The organism is Microbacterium thalassium, from assembly GCF_014208045.1.
Classification (GTDB): Bacteria; Actinomycetota; Actinomycetes; order Actinomycetales; family Microbacteriaceae; genus Microbacterium; species Microbacterium thalassium.
In genome coordinates, this window is sequence record NZ_JACHML010000001.1 from 2,614,072 (window position 1) to 2,630,494 (window position 16,423).

At 71.4% G+C, this 16,423-nt stretch carries 16 protein-coding genes and 1 tRNA gene; 7 read left to right on the top strand and 10 right to left on the bottom strand.

Annotation, left to right across the window (positions count from 1 at the left end; translation table 11 throughout):
• Positions 1 to 14 precede the first annotated feature (14 nt).
• The 5 genes from orn (at position 15) to HD594_RS12095 (ending at position 1,895) form a co-directional block, all read left to right on the top strand.
• Entirely contained in the window at positions 15 to 641 is a 627-nt protein-coding gene (gene orn / locus HD594_RS12075) for an oligoribonuclease (RefSeq protein ID WP_184751187.1), read from the top strand.
• A gap of 37 nt (positions 642 to 678) precedes the next feature.
• Positions 679 to 754, top strand: a tRNA-His gene (locus tag HD594_RS12080).
• A complete protein-coding gene (locus HD594_RS12085) occupies positions 755 to 1,108 on the top strand; it encodes a metallopeptidase family protein (RefSeq protein WP_184751188.1) in 354 nt (117 codons plus the stop codon).
• Complete coding sequence (clpS, locus tag HD594_RS12090; RefSeq protein ID WP_184751189.1) at positions 1,105 to 1,401, top strand: ATP-dependent Clp protease adapter ClpS; 297 nt, start codon at positions 1,105 to 1,107, stop codon at positions 1,399 to 1,401. Before HD594_RS12085 ends, clpS begins: the two co-directional genes overlap by 4 nt.
• Positions 1,398 to 1,895: a DUF2017 family protein gene (locus HD594_RS12095; protein ID WP_271171260.1), complete on the top strand. Its 498-nt coding sequence runs from the start codon at positions 1,398 to 1,400 to the stop codon at positions 1,893 to 1,895. Before clpS ends, HD594_RS12095 begins: the two co-directional genes overlap by 4 nt.
• A gap of 15 nt (positions 1,896 to 1,910) precedes the next feature.
• On the opposite strand, the gene HD594_RS12100 is transcribed toward HD594_RS12095, so the two are convergent.
• The 6 genes from HD594_RS12100 to gatC form a co-directional block, all read right to left on the bottom strand.
• Entirely contained in the window at positions 1,911 to 2,504 is a 594-nt protein-coding gene (locus HD594_RS12100) for a nucleoside/nucleotide kinase family protein (protein ID WP_309297728.1), read from the bottom strand.
• A complete protein-coding gene (locus tag HD594_RS12105; RefSeq protein WP_184751193.1) occupies positions 2,479 to 2,799 on the bottom strand; it encodes a hypothetical protein in 321 nt (106 codons plus the stop codon). The genes HD594_RS12100 and HD594_RS12105 overlap by 26 nt, the downstream gene beginning before the upstream one ends.
• A 43-nt stretch (positions 2,800 to 2,842) precedes the next feature.
• Positions 2,843 to 4,102, bottom strand: a complete 1,260-nt coding sequence (locus HD594_RS12110; protein WP_184751195.1) for a DNA polymerase IV — start codon at positions 4,100 to 4,102, stop codon at positions 2,843 to 2,845.
• A 70-nt stretch (positions 4,103 to 4,172) separates the two neighbouring features.
• Complete coding sequence (gene gatB / locus HD594_RS12115; RefSeq protein ID WP_184751196.1) at positions 4,173 to 5,702, bottom strand: Asp-tRNA(Asn)/Glu-tRNA(Gln) amidotransferase subunit GatB; 1,530 nt, start codon at positions 5,700 to 5,702, stop codon at positions 4,173 to 4,175.
• The gene (gatA, locus tag HD594_RS12120; RefSeq protein ID WP_184751197.1) at positions 5,702 to 7,213 is read right to left on the bottom strand and encodes an Asp-tRNA(Asn)/Glu-tRNA(Gln) amidotransferase subunit GatA; all 1,512 of its coding nucleotides are present in this window, start codon (positions 7,211 to 7,213) and stop codon (positions 5,702 to 5,704) included. The genes gatB and gatA overlap by 1 nt, the downstream gene beginning before the upstream one ends.
• A gap of 12 nt (positions 7,214 to 7,225) precedes the next feature.
• Entirely contained in the window at positions 7,226 to 7,525 is a 300-nt protein-coding gene (gatC, locus tag HD594_RS12125) for an Asp-tRNA(Asn)/Glu-tRNA(Gln) amidotransferase subunit GatC (protein ID WP_184751198.1), read from the bottom strand.
• A 55-nt stretch (positions 7,526 to 7,580) separates the two neighbouring features.
• On the opposite strand from gatC, the gene HD594_RS12130 reads away from it, so the two are divergent.
• Positions 7,581 to 9,281, top strand: coding sequence for a long-chain-fatty-acid--CoA ligase (locus HD594_RS12130; protein WP_184751200.1), 1,701 nt, complete (start codon positions 7,581 to 7,583; stop codon positions 9,279 to 9,281).
• Here HD594_RS12130 and HD594_RS12135 read toward each other — a convergent pair whose 3' ends face one another.
• Genes HD594_RS12135 through HD594_RS12150 form a run of 4 tightly spaced genes read right to left on the bottom strand, consistent with a single transcriptional unit; the run spans position 9,282 to position 14,270 of the window.
• The gene (locus tag HD594_RS12135) at positions 9,282 to 9,614 is read right to left on the bottom strand and encodes a YciI family protein (protein ID WP_184751201.1); all 333 of its coding nucleotides are present in this window, start codon (positions 9,612 to 9,614) and stop codon (positions 9,282 to 9,284) included.
• 25 nt (positions 9,615 to 9,639) lie between these two features.
• Positions 9,640 to 11,937, bottom strand: a complete 2,298-nt coding sequence (ligA, locus tag HD594_RS12140; RefSeq protein ID WP_184751203.1) for an NAD-dependent DNA ligase LigA — start codon at positions 11,935 to 11,937, stop codon at positions 9,640 to 9,642.
• 38 nt (positions 11,938 to 11,975) lie between these two features.
• Entirely contained in the window at positions 11,976 to 13,076 is a 1,101-nt protein-coding gene (gene mnmA / locus HD594_RS12145; protein WP_184751204.1) for a tRNA 2-thiouridine(34) synthase MnmA, read from the bottom strand.
• A 9-nt stretch (positions 13,077 to 13,085) separates the two neighbouring features.
• Entirely contained in the window at positions 13,086 to 14,270 is a 1,185-nt protein-coding gene (locus tag HD594_RS12150) for a cysteine desulfurase family protein (RefSeq protein WP_184751206.1), read from the bottom strand.
• A gap of 58 nt (positions 14,271 to 14,328) precedes the next feature.
• On the opposite strand from HD594_RS12150, the gene glgX reads away from it, so the two are divergent.
• Entirely contained in the window at positions 14,329 to 16,410 is a 2,082-nt protein-coding gene (glgX, locus tag HD594_RS12155) for a glycogen debranching protein GlgX (RefSeq protein WP_184751207.1), read from the top strand.
• The last annotated feature ends 13 nt before the right edge of the window (positions 16,411 to 16,423 follow it).

The following is a 16,423-nucleotide window of genomic DNA, read 5'->3' on the forward strand; positions in this document are numbered from 1 at the left end:
CTAGGATTGAGCGCATGGTGGGATCCTCCGACAACGATCGTCTGGTGTGGATCGACTGCGAGATGACGGGCCTCGATCTCGAGGTGGATGAACTCGTCGAGATCGCCGTCGTCGTGACGGATTTCGAGCTTCGCCCGCTCGATCCGGGCTTCCAGATCGTGATCAAGCCCGATGCGTCGGCGCTGGCGAACATGAACGACTTCGTCACGAAGATGCACGAGTCGTCGGGGCTGCTCGACGAGATCCCCCACGGGGTCACCGTCGCCGACGCCGAGTTCCAGGCCCTCGAGTACATCCAGCGCTTCGTGCCGCAGGAGGGCAAGGCGCCGCTGGCCGGCAACACGATCGGCACCGACCGGATGTTCCTCGCCAAGTACATGCCGCGCGTGGATCGCTGGCTGCACTACCGCAACGTCGACGTGTCGAGCATCAAGGAGCTCTCGCGCCGCTGGTACCCCCGCGCCTACATCCACGCTCCGGCCAAGGACGGCGGCCACCGCGCGCTCGCCGACATCCTGGAATCGATCCGCGAGCTCGCCTACTATCGCCAGGCGGTCTTCGTCCCCGAGCCCGGGCCCACCAGCGACGGCGCGCGTGCGCTCGCCGCCTCCGTCGTGTCGTCATTCGCCTCGGACTTGTGAGAGAATCGTCTGGTTGCCCGCGCGAGCGAGGCGCATGGTGGGTATAGCTCAGTCGGTAGAGCACCTGGTTGTGGTCCAGGGGGCCGCGGGTTCAAGTCCCGTTACTCACCCCAATGCTTGAGATGGATGCCGACGCGTTCGAACAGCTCGTCGTCGACGAGCTCGACGCTCTGCCCGACGACATGGTCGACGGTCTCGACAACGTCGTGTTCGTCGTCGAGGACCGCCCCGAGGACGGCGACCCCGACCTTCTGGGCCTGTACGACGGATGGGCGCTCACCGAGCGCGACCGGTACGGGACCGGCGCCGAACTGCCGGACCGCATCATCGTCTATCGCGAGGCGCACCTCGCGCAGTGCGCCGACCTCGACGAACTCCGCGACGAAGTGCACACGACCCTCGTGCACGAGATCGCGCACTTCTACGGGATCGACGACGACCGCCTGCACGAACTGGGCTGGGCATGAGCACCGCAGCGCCCCTCGCCGACGAGCGGACCGACGAGGCCGTCGAGGCCCACCGGGCCCGCCCGTGGCAGACCGTCGTCTGGGATGATCCCGTGAACCTCATGAGCTACGTCACCCACGTGTTCCAGTCCTACTTCGGATTCACCAAGCCGGTGGCCGAACGCCTCATGCTGGCGGTGCACAACGACGGCCACGCCGTCGTCGCCGAGGGCCCACGCGAGCAGATGGAGCTCCACACGCAGGCCATGCACGACTACGGACTGTGGGCGACCGTGAGGCAGGCACCCGAGTGACCCCTCCCGAGTCCGTGATCCTCGAGATCACCCGCCTCGAGGCCGCGCACCTGTCCGGGCTGATCGGCCAGTTCGCCGAGCTCATGAGCGAACCCGCATCGGACGAGGATCCGGCGGTGCAGCGTCTCGTCCCCGATGCGTATCCCGACGACGAGGACGCCGCGCGCGAGTTCCGCTCCCTCACCCAGGACGACCTGCTGGATCGGCGACGCGACGACGCCCGGGTCGTGATCGCCGACCTGGCGCCGGCGGCCGACATTCCCGAGGACCCGGACGATCCGGCGCTGCGCGAGTCGGTTCCGATCGTGCTCGACCGCGATCACGCGCACGCATGGCTGCGCACGCTGGCGGCCGTGCGCCTGGTGCTCGCGACGCGCCTGGGCATCGCGGATGCCGACGACCACGTCGACGGCGACCCGCGTTTCGGCATCTACGACTGGCTGGGGTACCGGCTCGACGGCCTCGTGCGCGCCGTGGCGGGTGACCTCGCCTGAGCCGCGCGCGACGCGCTACGGCACCGCGAAGACGTGATCGGCGAGGCTCTGCGGGGCGTCGCGCTCGATGTGCCGCTCCTCCTGTGCGGCCCACTGCTCCCAGTGGGGGCGATAGGTCTCACCGTCGCGGGCCAGCGCGCGGCGCCGGCGTGACGCCGTCGGCGACTCCAGCCACACCCGAACGTCCGCCAGCCCCGCGGTCGAGGGCTGAAGCGCACCGGCCCCCTCGACGATCAGGGGCAGCGAGGGGTCGACCGCGTGGGCTTCGCTGTACTCTCCGACCTCCCAGTCCCACCGCTGCCACACGCCGATCTCACCGCGCGCGTGCGGTGTGAGGACGAGATCTCGTGCGGTGTCGACCCCCGCCTGGAGTCCGTCCCATCCCGGATAGATCGCATCCAGGGCAACGGACTGCACGCGACCGCCTCCCGGCCAGCGCGCGACCAGCGCCCGCACCAGTGAGGTCTTCCCCGCGCCGCTGCGTCCGTCGACGATGACCACCGGGTTCGCGGCGGCGAGAGCGGCCACCGAGGCCGTCACGGTGTCGGCGGCGCGCAGCAGCGCCGCCGCGACGGCATCCGGCCTACTTCTTGAGGAACTTGATGACACGGCTGAGGGCGCGTCCGGCCACCCACACGAACGGGATCGAGACGGCGATCAGCGACACGATGTTGGGCTCGAAGCGCAGTTCATCGCCGTGCCGGATGTAGGCGCCGACGGGGATCGCGACGCTGCCGCCTCCGCCGCCGCCGTTGCCGGCCTCATCCGCACCGCCGCCGAACCCGGACCAGGTCAGAGCGACGGGGACGATGCGGATGCCGTCGAGATCCTGCTGCTCGCCGTACGCGCTCTTCACGCCGAGAGTCGCGGACTGCTTGCCGAGTTCGAGTGCGATGTTGGGCATGAGCCCACGCTACCCGGGAGGGGTGCACCTGCACAGTCCCGAGTCATTCCGGATGAGGCGGGCGCGGGTTGGACGGGAGCGATCCGCCGCCGCGCGACGTGTCCAGCAGAGCCGCGCGGGTGACCGCGGCACGCCCGAAGCGCGCGTGGGCGTCGTCGAGGGCGCCCTCGACGCGCCGCCAGTCCTCGTCGTCGTCCCACAGCGAGGCCGGCGCCCCGCCGGCGGGCCCCAGCTTCTCGGCGCGCACCCCCACCAGCCGCACGGGCAGCGGGCGATCGAGCGCGTCGAACAGCTCGTGCGCGGCATCGCCGATGCGCTGTCCCACGTCGGTCGGCTCGGCGAGCGTGACAGACCTGGTCACCGTCGTGAAATCCGAGTAGCGCACCTTGATCGCGATCGTGCGGGCCTCCCAGCCGCCCTTGCGCAGACGCGCGCCGACGCGGTCGGCCAGCCGGCGCAGCTCGGCGCGCAGGGCGCCCGCGTCGGAGATGTCGGTGTGGAAGGTCTCTTCGTGACCGACGCTCTTCTCGACGTGCTCGGTCGTCACGAGCCGCGCATCGACGCCGCGCACGAGCTGCTGGATGCGCCGGCTCATCGCCGGTCCGAGCGCCCGATCGAGCGAGGCCGCCGGCGTCTCGAGGACGTCGGCGACGGTCCGGACGCCACGGCTCTCGAGAGCCTCGGCCGCCTTCGGCCCGATCCCCCACAGCGCGCGCACCGACAGCGGGGCGAGGAACTGTGCCGTCGACGCCTCCGGGACGATGAGCAGGCCGTCGGGCTTGCTCATCGTCGAGGCGATCTTCGCCACATGCTTGGTCGCGGCCGCCCCCACGCTGCACGTGAGCCCGGTCTCATCGTGCACGCGCGCTCGCAGGTCGCGCGCGATCACCCCGGGGCTCCCCCACAGCCGTCGCGCGCCGCGCACGTCGAGGAAGGCCTCGTCGATCGACAGCGGCTCGACCAGCGGCGTGACGTCCCGGAAGAGGTCCATCACCTGCCGGGACAGCTCGACGTAGCGGGCGAAGTTCGGCGGGACGACGATCGCCGTGGGGCACAGCCGCAGCGCCTGCCCGACGGGCATGGCCGAGCGCACGCCGAATCTGCGCGCCTGGTACGACGCGCTCGAGACGACCGATCTGCCGTCCTCTCCGCCGACGATGATCGGTCGGCCCCGCAGCGACGGGTCGTCGAGCTGCTCGACGGACGCATAGAACGCGTCCATGTCGACATGCAGGATCCCGGCGCCGGTGTCGTCCGCACCCTCCGGCGAGACGATCCGGCCCGATCCGTCACCGCGCCCCATGATCCGATTCTCCCCGAGGCGCCCGACAGGGCGCGGTGCCGCGCCCTGTACCGCCCGGAGGCGGGCCCCGCTACTGCGAGGCCCGCTCCAGGATGAGCTCGCGGACGCGGGCGGCATCGGCCTGCCCGCGCATGGCCTTCATGACCGCGCCGATGACGGCGCCGGCGGCCTGCACCTTGCCGTCCTGGATCTTGGCGAGCACGTCCGGCTGGGCGGCCAGCGCCTCGTCGATCGCCGCCAGCAGCGCACCGTCGTCCGACACGACCGCGAGTCCGCGGGCGTCCACGACCTCCTGCGGGGTGCCCTCGCCGGCGATGACGCCCTCGAGGACCTGGCGGGCGAGCTTGTCGGTGAGCGTCCCGGCGTCGATGAGCGCCTGCAGCGCGGCGACGTCGGCGGGCGAGACGAGCTCCGCCGCCTCGCGCTCGGACGCGTTGGCGACACGGGTGATCTCGCCCGTCCACCACTTGCGCGCCGCCTGCGGGGCGGCTCCCGCCGCGATCGTGGCCTCGACCTCGGCCAGCAGGCCGCCGTTGACGACGTCCTGGAACTCCAGGTCGGTGAAGCCCCAGTCGGCCTTCAGCCGACGCCGGTGAGCCGCGGGGGGCTCCGGCAGCGCGGCACGCAGCTCCTCGATCAGCTCCGCGGCGGGCTCGACGGGAAGCAGGTCGGGCTCGGGGAAGTAGCGGTAGTCGTCGGCATCCGACTTCGGGCGCCCCGGGCTGGTCGTCCCGGTGTCCTCGTGCCAGTGCCGCGTCTCCTGCGTGATGGTGCCCCCGGCGGCGAGGATCGCGGCCTGACGCTGGATCTCGTAGCGCACGGCGCGCTCGACCGAGCGCATCGAATTGACGTTCTTCGTCTCGGTCCGGATGCCGAGGGGAGCCGGCTCCTCGCCCGGCGCGACCCGGGGGCGCAGCGAGACGTTGGCATCGCAGCGCAGGTTTCCCCGCTCCATGCGCGCCTCCGAGATCCCGAGGGCGATCACCATGTCGCGGATCGTCTGGACATACGCCTTCGCGAGCTCGGGAGCGCGCTCCTCGGCGCCGAAGATCGTCTTCGTCACGATCTCGACCAGCGGCACGCCCGCCCGGTTGTAGTCGACGAGCGAGTACTCCGCGCCCTGGATGCGACCGGACGCGCCGCCCATATGGGTGAGCTTGCCCGCGTCCTCCTCCATGTGCGCGCGCTCGATGGGGATCGCGACGATCTCTCCGTCGGGCATCTCGACGTCGACCGAGCCCTCGAACGCGATGGGCTCGTCGTACTGCGAGATCTGGTAGTTCTTGCCCAGGTCCGGGTAGAAGTAGTTCTTCCGCGCGAAGCGGCTCGACGGCGCGATGGAGCAGCCGAGCGCCAGGCCCAGGCTGATCGACGAGCGCACGGCATCCGCGTTCACGACCGGGAGCGATCCGGGAAGCCCCATGTCCACGGGCGCGACCAGGGTGTTCGGCGCCGCACCGTGGTGGGCGTTGTTGGCGGGGTTGCCCGCGGCCGAGAACATCTTCGTCTCGGTGTTCAGCTCGACGTGGATCTCGAAGCCGAGCACCGGCTCGAACAGCTCGAGAGCCTTGTCGTAGTCCATCAGAGCGGCCTTGGCCATCAGCGGGCACCTCCCAGCGCCGGAGCGCGGTCGAGCAGACCGCCGCCCCACGAGTCCACGAGCAGAGCCTCCAGCGCCGCACCGACGCGGTAGAGGCGGGCGTCTTCGCGCGCGGGCGCGAGGAACTGGATGCCGACCGGCAGTCCGTCCTCGTCGGCGAGCCCCGACGGGATCGAGATGCCGGGGACGCCGGCGAGGTTCGCCGGGATCGTCGTGACGTCGTTCAGGTACATCTGCATCGGGTCGTCGAGCTTCTCGCCGAGGCGGAACGCCGTCGTGGGGGCGCTCGGGGTGGCGATCACGTCGACGTCGGCGAACGCCCGGTCGAAGTCACGCTGGATGAGCGTGCGCACCTTCTGCGCCGAGCCGTAGTAGGCGTCGTAGTAGCCGGCGCTGAGCGCGTACGTGCCCAGGATGATGCGGCGCTTGACCTCGTCGCCGAAGCCGGCGTCGCGCGTGACGGACATGACGTCCTCGACGGTGCCGCCGGGCACGTCCACACGCAGGCCGAAGCGCACCGAGTCGAACTTCGCGAGGTTGCTCGAGGCCTCGGCCGGGAGGATCAGGTAGTACGCCGCGACGCCGTACTCGAAGTGCGGGGCGCTGATCTCGACGATCTCGGCGCCCTGCGCCTCCATCGCCGCGAGGGCCGCGCGGAACGACGCCGACACGCCGGGCTGGAAGCCGGAGTCGGGCAGCTCCGAGATCACGCCGACCTTCAGTCCCTTCAGCACGTCGCCGCGGGCGCCCTCGCGGGCGGCCTCGGCGAACGACGGCCAGGCGTCGGTGAGCGATGTCGAGTCGTGCGGGTCGTGACCGCCGATGACATCGTGCAGCAGCCCGGCGTCGAGCACCGTGCGGGTCACGGGACCCACCTGGTCGAGGCTCGAGGCGAGGGCGATCGCGCCGTAGCGGCTCACGCCGCCGTACGTCGGCTTCATGCCGACCGTTCCCGTCACGTGCGCCGGCTGACGGATCGACCCGCCGGTGTCGGAGCCGAGCGCGAGAGGAGCCTCGAAGGCGGCGACCGCGGCGGCCGAGCCGCCGCCCGAGCCGCCCGGGATGCGCTCGAGGTCCCACGGGTTGCGGGTCGGACCGTACGCCGAGTGCTCGGTCGAGGAGCCCATCGCGAACTCGTCCATGTTGGTCTTGCCCAGCGGCACGAGGCCGGCCGCACGCGAGCGCGCGACGACCGTCGCGTCGAACGGCGACATGTACCCCTCGAGGATCTTCGATCCGCTCGTGGAGGGCATGTCGGTCGTCACCAGCACGTCCTTGACGGCCAGCGGGACGCCGGCCACGGGGCCGAGCGCCTCGCCCGCCGCGCGACGCCGGTCGATGTCGGCGGCGGCGTCGAGCGCGTGGTCGCTCACGTGGAGGAATGCGCCGACCGCGCCGTCCACCTCGGCGATGCGGTCGAGATGGGCCTGCGTGGCCTCGACGCTCGAGACCTCGCCGGCGGCGAGCTTGTCGGCCAGCTCAGCGGCGCTGAGCTTCGTCAGATCTGTCATGTGCCTCAGTCCCTACTGCTCTTCGCCCAGGATCGCCGTCACGCGGAAGCGGCCGTCGGCGGCATCCGGCGCGTTCTGCAGCACCTCGGCGGGCGTCAGCTGGTCGCCGACGACATCGGGCCGGAAGATGTTGCTCATCGGGATCGGGTGGCTCGTCGCCTCGACCTCGGGGGTCGCGACCTCGGACACCTTCGCGATGTTGTCGACGATCACGTCGAGCTGGCCGGTGAGCCGCTCGACCTCCTCGTCGCTCAGCTGAATCCGGGCGAGCACGCCGAGATGGCGTACGAGTTCAGGGGTGATTTCAGACACCCCTCCATCCTACGAGCGCCTGTGCGCTCCTCCCCACCCGAAGTAGGCTGGCCGCGTGACGACGTACGACCCTCCCCGCCCCTGGATCGCCAGCTACGAGCCCGGCGTCCCCGAGGACCTGACCCCCGTGACCGGCTCGCTGGTCGAGATCGTCGAGAGTTCGGCGAAGGAGTATCCCGACGCTCCCGCACTGCAGTTCTTCGGCCGCGAGACGACCTATCGCTCGCTGGACGAGCAGATCGAGCGCGCCGCCGCGGGCCTGGCGAAGCTGGGCGTGCGCGCGGGCGACCGCGTCGCCATCGTCCTGCCGAACTGCCCGCAGCACATCGTGGCGTTCTACGCGATCCTGCGTCTGGGCGCCGTCGTGATCGAGCACAACCCGCTGTACACCCCGCGCGAACTGCGCAAGCAGTACGAGGACCACGGCGCGAAGCACTCGATCGTGTGGACCAAGGTCGTCGACACCGTGCAGAAGTTCCCGTCGGATCTGAAGCAGTCGGCGATCATCTCGGTCGACATCACCAAGGCGATGCCGCTGGGCACGCGCCTGGCGCTGAAGCTGCCGATCCGCAAGGCCCGCGAAGCACGCGAGGCGCTGCACGCGCCCGTGCACGGCACCGTGCCGTGGGAGACGCTGCTCTCCCACGAGCGGCTCCCCGCGACGCACCCGAGGCCGGCCACCGACGATCTCGCCCTCATCCAGTACACCAGCGGCACCACCGGCACGCCCAAGGGCGCATCGCTGACGCACCGCAATCTCGTGTCGAACGCCGCTCAGGCACGGGCCTGGGTCCCGCAGATCAAGAAGGGCGAAGGCTGCGTGGTCTACGCCGTCCTCCCCATGTTCCATGCCTACGGGCTGACGCTCTGCCTGGCGTTCGCGATGTCGATGGGTGCGCGCCTCGTGCTGTTCCCGCGGTTCGACCCCGACATGGTCCTCGACGCGATCAAGAAGCATCCGCCGACATTCCTCCCGGCGGTTCCCCCGATCGCCGATCGCCTGCTCAAGCGCGCCCGTGAGAAGGGCGTATCGCTGGAGGGGATCGATGTGGCGATCTCGGGCGCCATGGCCCTCCCTCACGAGCTCGTCGTCCCGTTCGAGGCGGCTTCGGGCGGATACCTCGTCGAGGGCTACGGACTGAGCGAGTGCTCCCCCGTGCTGATGGCCAACCCCGTCGGCGACAACCGCGTGCCCGGCACCGTGGGCCTGCCGCTCCCGGGCACCGAGTGCCGCGTCGTCGATCCCGACGAGCCCACGCGGGACGTCGCGCCCGGCGAGCCCGGCGAGCTGATCGTGCGCGGCCCGCAGGTGTTCTCGGGCTACTACGGCAAGCCCGAGGAGACCGAGGCGGTCTTCGTCGGCGACTGGTTCCGGACCGGCGACATCGTCGAGATCGACGAGAAGGGCTTCGTGCGCATCGTCGACCGCATCAAGGAGCTCATCATCACCGGTGGGTTCAACGTCGCTCCGACCGAGGTCGAGAGCGCCCTCCGGCAGCATCCGGCCGTCGATGACGCCGCCGTGGTCGGGCTGCCGAGCAGCAAGTCGGGCGAAGAGGTCGTCGCGGCCGTCGTGCTCGACGAGTCCGTCGACGACGTCGACGTCGACGCGATCCGCGAGTTCGTGCGCGGCATCCTCACTCCTTACAAGGTCCCGCGGCGTGTGTTCGTGGTCGACGAGCTCCCCAAGTCGCTCATCGGCAAGGTGCTGCGCCGCCAGGTGCGCGAGAAGCTGCTCGACCTCACGAAGAGCTGATCAGTCCGTCGCCGGCGGCGCCGTCATGTCGAGGCCGTCGCGGGCGACGGCGACCGCGTAGCGGTGCAGCGTCGCGGCGAAGACGCCGGCGGCCACGGCCGGGTCGGCGTTCATGATCGCGCGAGCGGCCGGTTCGTCGTCGGCTTCGAACACCGTGATGCCCACGGTGTCCGGCCCTTCGCCCTGCGTCCGCCCGGCCAGGATGAGCACGCCGCGGTCGCGCAGCTCCACCAGGTAGCGGAAGTGGGCGCCGACGACGGCCGCTTCGTCGTCGGTCGCGTCGTCGACCATGTCGGCCCGGGCGGGGACGATCCGGTACAGCCATTGCGCCATTCGGGGACTCCTTGCGGTGCTGCCCTCACGCGTCGAGCGCGGCGGGACCCTGCTCGACGAGGACGCGGAACTGGGCGGCGTCGAGGATCCGCACCCCGAGCTGCTCGGCCTTGGCGAGCTTGGAGCCGGCTCCCGGCCCCGCGGCCACGAAGTCGGTCTTCTTCGACACGCTCGAGGCGGCCTTGCCGCCGGCGCGCAGAATGGCCTCCTGAGCGCCTTCGCGCGTGTAGCCCTCGAGACTGCCGGTCGCCACCACGGTGAGCCCGTCGAGCACGCCACCCTCGACGACCGCGGCCCCCGGACCGGGGTGCCCGGGCGTCGCCAGCTGCGCCCCCGCGGCCTCCCACCGCTCCACGATCTCGCGGTGCCAGTCGACGTCGAACCAGTCCAGGAGCGAGTCGGCGATGATTGCGCCGACACCCTCGACGGCGGCGAGCTCGTCGCGCGACGCCGAGCGGATCGCCTCGACAGAGCCGAACCACTGCGCCAACGCGCGCGCGGCCACCGGGCCGACGTGGCGGATGTTCAGCGCGACGAGGAATCGCCACAGCTCCTTCGTCTTCGCCCGCTCGATCTCGGCGAGCAGCGTCTTCGCCGCTTCGGACGGGCCGATCACCGCGAAGTCCTTCTTGATGCCGCTGCGGCGGCGCTCGGCCGGGGTCATGTCCTCGGCGCCCGGCGGGTAGGTCCTCGCGACCACCCGCTGGAAGGGCGCGCGCAGCTTCGGAACGCCGCCTTCGAGCTCCTTGGGCAGGCCCGTCTCGGCATCCCGCACCACGACCTGGATCGGCACGAGGTCGTCGATCGTGAGGTCGAACAGCCCCGCCTCGGACACCAGCGGCGGCGTGTCGGGCACCGTCGGCTGGGTGAGCGCCGCCGCACCCACCTCGCCGAGCCCCTCGATGTCGAGCGCGCCGCGGGATCCGATGTGCTCGACGCGGCCCCGCACCTGGGCGGGGCACGCCCGTGTGTTCGGGCAGCGCAGGTCGATGTCGCCCTCTTTGGCGGGCGCCAGCGGCGAGCCGCACTCCGGGCACTCCGTCGGCATCGCGAACGCCCGCTCGGTTCCGTCGCGCAGCTCGACGACGGGTCCGAGCACCTCGGGGATGACGTCGCCGGCCTTGCGCAGCACGACGGTGTCGCCGATCAGCACGCCCTTGGCCTTGACGACGTCCTGATTGTGCAGCGTCGCCTGCCGCACGACGCTGCCGGCGACGTGCGCGGGCTCCATCACCGCGTACGGGGTGGCGCGGCCCGTGCGCCCGACCGAGACGACGATGTCGAGGAGCTTGGTGTTGACCTGCTCGGGAGGGTACTTGTACGCGATGGCCCAGCGCGGCGCGCGGCTGGTCGCGCCGAGCTCGGAGTGCAGGGCCAGCTCGTCGACTTTGATCACGATGCCGTCGATCTCGTGCTCGACGTCGTGCCGGTGCTCGCCGTAATGGCGGATGAAGTCGTCGGCTCCCTGGGCCGAGTCGAACACGCGGAAGTACTCGCTCGTCGGCAGGCCCCACGACGCGAGGAGGGCGTACACCTCGCTCTGGCTCGCCACCGGGGGATCGGGCCACGCGCCGATGCCGTGCACGGTCAGCCGCAGCCGCGAGAGGCGCTCGTGCATCGCGCGCAGCTGGCGCTCGTTCTTGCCCTCGGTCTTCTGACGCAGCGACCCGGAGGCCGCATTGCGGGGATTGGCGAAGAGCCGGTCGCCGTGCTCCTGCTGGAACGCGTTGAGCGCGTCGAAGTCGGCGACGGCGAAGAACACCTCGCCGCGCACCTCCACCAGCGGCGGGTGCCCCGCTCCGGCCAGGCGGTGCGGGATGCCCGGGATCTGCACCACGTTCTCGGTGACGTCCTCGCCCACGCGGCCGTCGCCGCGGGTCGCCGCCGAGACGAGCCGGCCGTTCTCGTAGCGCAGCGACAGTGCGAGACCGTCGATCTTGAGCTCGCACAGATAGTGCACGGCGCGTCCCGCGTCGCGCTCGACGCGGGCGGTCCACGCCAGGAACTCCTCGTCGCTGAAGACGTTGTCGAGGCTCAGCATGCGCTCGGCGTGCTCGACGGGCGCGAACAGGGAGCGCTCGGCCGCTCCCACCGTGAGCGTGGGCGAGTCCTGGCCCTGGAGCTCGGGGTGGACCTGCTCGATCTCGGCGAGCCTGCTCATCCACGCGTCGTAGGTCGCGTCGTCGACCACCTCTGCATCGCGGCCGTAGTAGGCGTCGCGCGCGTCGATGATGCGGTCGATGAGCGCCTGGACCTCGGCCCGCGCCTCGTCGAGACTCAGCGATGCCGGATCGGTGCTCGGTCGCGTCGGAACGTCTGCCACCCGGTCAGTCTAGGCAGTGCCTCCGACGCTGCCGGTGCTCACGAGGCGACCGCGGGTGCGGCCGACACCGTGCGGTCGATCGTGAACTGGCCGATCACGCGCGTGCCGTCGTAGAGCACCGCCGTCTGCCCGGGCGCGACGCCTTCGAACGGCGTCGCGGGACGCACCGTCACAGCGCCGTCCGCGATCACGGCATGCGCGGGGACGGGGTCGGCGTGCGCGCGGATCTGGACGTCGCACGCGAACGCGTCTGCTTCGGGCGCAGCGCCCGCCCACGTGTACCGCTCCCCCGCGATCTCGGCGGTCGCGAGCGCCTCCTTCGGGCCGACCACGACGGTGTTGCTCACCGGTCGCACCTCGAGCACGAAGCGCGGCTTGCCGTCGGGGGCCGGGACGCCCAGCTGCAGTCCGCGCCGCTGGCCGACCGTGAACGCGTGGGCTCCCTCGTGGCTGCCGACGACCGATCCCGAGCGGTCGACGATGTCGCCGGTCGCGGTGCCCACCTTCTCGGCGAGCCAGCCCTTGGTGTCGCCGTCGGGGATGAAGCAGATGTCGTGCGAGTCGGGCTTCTGCGCGACCGACAGACCGCGCGCCTCGGCCTCGGCGCGCACGACGGCCTTGGAGGGTGTGGACCCGAGGGGGAACATCGTGTGCGCTAGCTGCTCGGCCGTCAGGACGCCGAGCACATAGGACTGGTCCTTGGCCGCGTCGGACGCACGGTGCAGCTCGAGCCCGTCGGGTCCGTCGGCCAGCGTCGCGTAGTGACCCGTGCACACGGCGTCGAAGCCGAGTTCGAGGGCTCGCTCGAGGAGCGCTGCGAACTTGATCTTCTCGTTGCAGCGCATGCACGGGTTCGGCGTGCGGCCGGCGCGGTACTCGGCGACGAAGTCGTCGATGACGTCGTCGCGGAACCGCTCCGAGAAGTCCCACACGTAGAACGGGATGCCGAGGCGGTCGGCGGCGCGTCGCGCGTCCATGGCGTCCTCGATCGTGCAGCACCCGCGGCTGCCGGTGCGCAGCGTGCCGCCCGCGCGGGAGAGCGCGAGGTGCACGCCGACGACGTCGTGGCCCGCCTCGACGGCCCGTGCGGCCGCCACGGCGGAGTCCACGCCACCGCTCATGGCCGCCAGGATCCGCATGCGCCCAGTCTACGAGCGGGCGCCTGGACGGCGGCCGGATGCGGCCCGCGCGCGGGTGACCGCCTCGGGGAGCGCCGCCAGCACGGCATCGACGTCGGCATCGGTGCTCGTGCGCCCGAGCGTGAAGCGCAGCACCTGGCGCGCCTCGGCATCCGTGCGCCCCAGAGCCAGCACGACGTGGGACGGCTCGGGGACGCCTGCCTGGCACGCCGACCCGGTCGACACGCAGATGCCGGCGACGTCGAGGAGGAACAGCAGCGGCTCTCCCCCGGCGCCGTGGAAGAGCAGGTGGGCGTTGCCAGGCACGCGCTCCTCGGGATCGCCGAGCAGCTCGACGTCGTCGACCGTCGCGAGCACGCCCGCCACGAGCCTGCGGCGCATCGCCGCCAGGCGTCGCTGCTCGCTCTCGCGCTCCGCCTCGGCGAGCTCGGCCGCGACGGCGAACGCGACCGCGCCCGCCACGGCCTGCGTGCCCGCGCGCAGGCCGCGCTGCTGGCCGCCGCCGCGCAGCAGCGGGACGAGGTCGGCGGTGCGCGACGCCACGAGCGCTCCCACACCCGTCGGGCCGCCGATCTTGTGGGCCGAGACGCTCATCGCGATCAGGCCCGCCGGGCCTGCGGCATCCGCCCGCCACGACCGGTAGTCCACGCGCACGTGCCCGAAGGCCGCGACGGCGTCCACATGCAGCGGCACGGCGGCGAGGGATGCCGCGCGCGCGAGCGCCGGGACGTCATTGACGGTGCCCACTTCGTTGTTCGCCGCGATCGCCGTCGCCGCGACCGCGCCGTCCAGCGCCGCGGCGAACCGATCGGCGTCGATGCGACCCTGCGGATCGAGCGGGACGGGGCGGACCGTCGCCCCCTCCCGTGCGGCGAGGGCCTCGACGGCGTCGAGCGCGGCATGGTGCTCGCCGTCGGGCAGCACGAACGCCCCGTCCTCCCGAGCCCGGGCGCGCCACATCCCCGTGATCGCGAGATTGACCGCCTCGGTGCCGCCCGAGGTGAAGACGACCTCGATCGGATCGCATCCGACGACCGCCGCCAGCCGCTCGCGCGCGTCCTCGAGAGCGCGTCGTGCGGCCTGACCGGCGGCATGGATGGACGATGCGTTGCCGGTGAGGGACGCGGTCCGCGCCCAGGCCTCGACGGCTTCGGGTCGCACCGGGGTGGTCGCCGCATGGTCGAGATACACCATGTCGCACCCCCGTTCGCGCGTTACCTCCGCGACTCACGCGGTCACTACTCTAGAGCGCATGTCGAGTCAACAGTCCCCGGTCATCACTCCTCCGGGGCTGCTCAGCACCGACCTCGACGATCTGGGCGTCAGGTTCGGCCCCGAGGGCGGAACCCTGCGTGTCTGGTCGGGATCGGCGAACGCGGTCGAGCTCGTCATGTTCGACACCGCCGACCTCGACTGGGCGACCGCGACGGTGCCGATGGAGCCGCTCGGCGGCGGCGTGTGGGCCGCGACCTCGAAGCGGCTGAAGCCCGGCACCGTGTACGCGATCCGGGTCGACGGGCCGCCCGGTCCGGGCGCGACGTTCAACTCCGGGACGCTGCTGGTCGAGCCGTACTCGCGCGGACTGGTCAGCGGCGGCTACGGGGACTGGCGCTCGGTCGCCGTGGACGGCTCGTTCGACTGGGGTGGAGTCGCCAAGCCCGCAACACCCATGGACCGCACCGTGATCTACGAGGGCCACCTCAAGGGCATGTCCAAGCGGCACCCGCTCATCCCGCCCGCCCTCCACGGCACCTACGCGGGGCTGGCGCATCCCGCGATGATCGACCACTTCCTCTCACTCGGCGTCACCGCGATCGAGCTGCTCCCCGTGCACGCGTTCATCACCGAGCCGCGCCTGCTCGAGCACGGCCTGTCGAACTACTGGGGCTACAACACCCTCAACTTCTTCACGCCGCACGCGCCCTACGCCACCGACGAGGCCCGGCGGCAGGGACCCGAGGCGGTCCTGCGCGAGTTCAAGGGCATGGTGCGGCTGCTCCACGAGGCCGGCCTCGAGGTGATCCTCGACGTGGTCTACAACCACACCTCCGAAGCGGGCATCGGCGGCCCCCGCTCGAGCCTGCGCGGCATCGACAACAACGCCTACTACCGGCAGCACGACGACGGCGCGTACATCGACGTCACCGGGTGCGGCAACGCGGTGAACACCGCGACGGATGCCGCCTCGCGCCTCGTGCTCGACTCGCTGCGGTACTGGGCGAACGACGTGCAGATCGACGGCTTCCGCTTCGACCTGGCCGTCACCCTCGGCCGCGACGAGATCCACCACTTCTCGCCCGAGCACCCGCTGCTGCGGGCGATCGTCGACGACCCCGCGCTGGCGGGCGTGAAGAAGATCGCGGAGCCGTGGGACGTCGGCATGGGCGGATGGCAGACCGGCAACTTCGGCGACGGCTGGCACGAGTGGAACGACCGCTACCGCGACCGGGTCCGCAATTTCTGGCTCAGCGACGTCGACTACGCGCGGCGGGCCTCCACCGCCCCGGTCGGCATCGGCGGGCTCGCCACGCGACTCGCGGGATCGTCGAACACCTTCAGCGCCGAGCGGGGCCCCGTCGCGAGCGTCAACTTCGTCACGGCGCACGACGGCTTCACGCTCAACGACCTGGTCTCGTACGACGTCAAGCACAACCTCGGAAACGGCGAGCAGAACCGCGACGGCGCCGACACGAACCGCTCGTTCAACCACGGCGCCGAGGGGCGCACCGACGACGAGCGCATCCTCGCCACGCGCCGCAAGGCCATGCGCAACCTCATGGGCACCCTCCTGCTGTCGGCCGGGGTCCCGATGATCACGGCGGGCGACGAGTTCGGGCGCACGCAGCGCGGGAACAACAACGCGTACTGCCACGACTCGCCCCTGACCTGGCTGTCCTGGGACCACGCTCCGTGGCAGCGCGATCTTCTCTCCCACGTGCAGCGCCTCATCGGGATCCGGCACGAGAACCCCGCGCTGCGGCCGGTGCGGTTCGCCCGGCTCGACGAGCACACCCCGTCGGCGTCGGTGATGGACTGGTACGACCGGCACGGCGAGATGATGTCCAGCGAGCGGTGGACCAACCCCGCCCACCGCACACTGCAGTACGTCGCGACGTCCACTCCCGAGGCCGAGCACCCGAACCGCGTGCTGCTCATGGTCCACGGCAACGAGAGCCCGATCGAGGTCACGCTCCCCGCCGTCGACGGCGTCACGCGCTTCGTCTCGCAGTGGTCCAGCGCCGACGAGCGCCCGTCCGACGAGCACGCGTCGTACGCCCCCGGCGACACCGTGTCGCTGGAGGGCACGTCGATGCACCTGTTCCGCGCCGAATGAGTCTGCACACTCC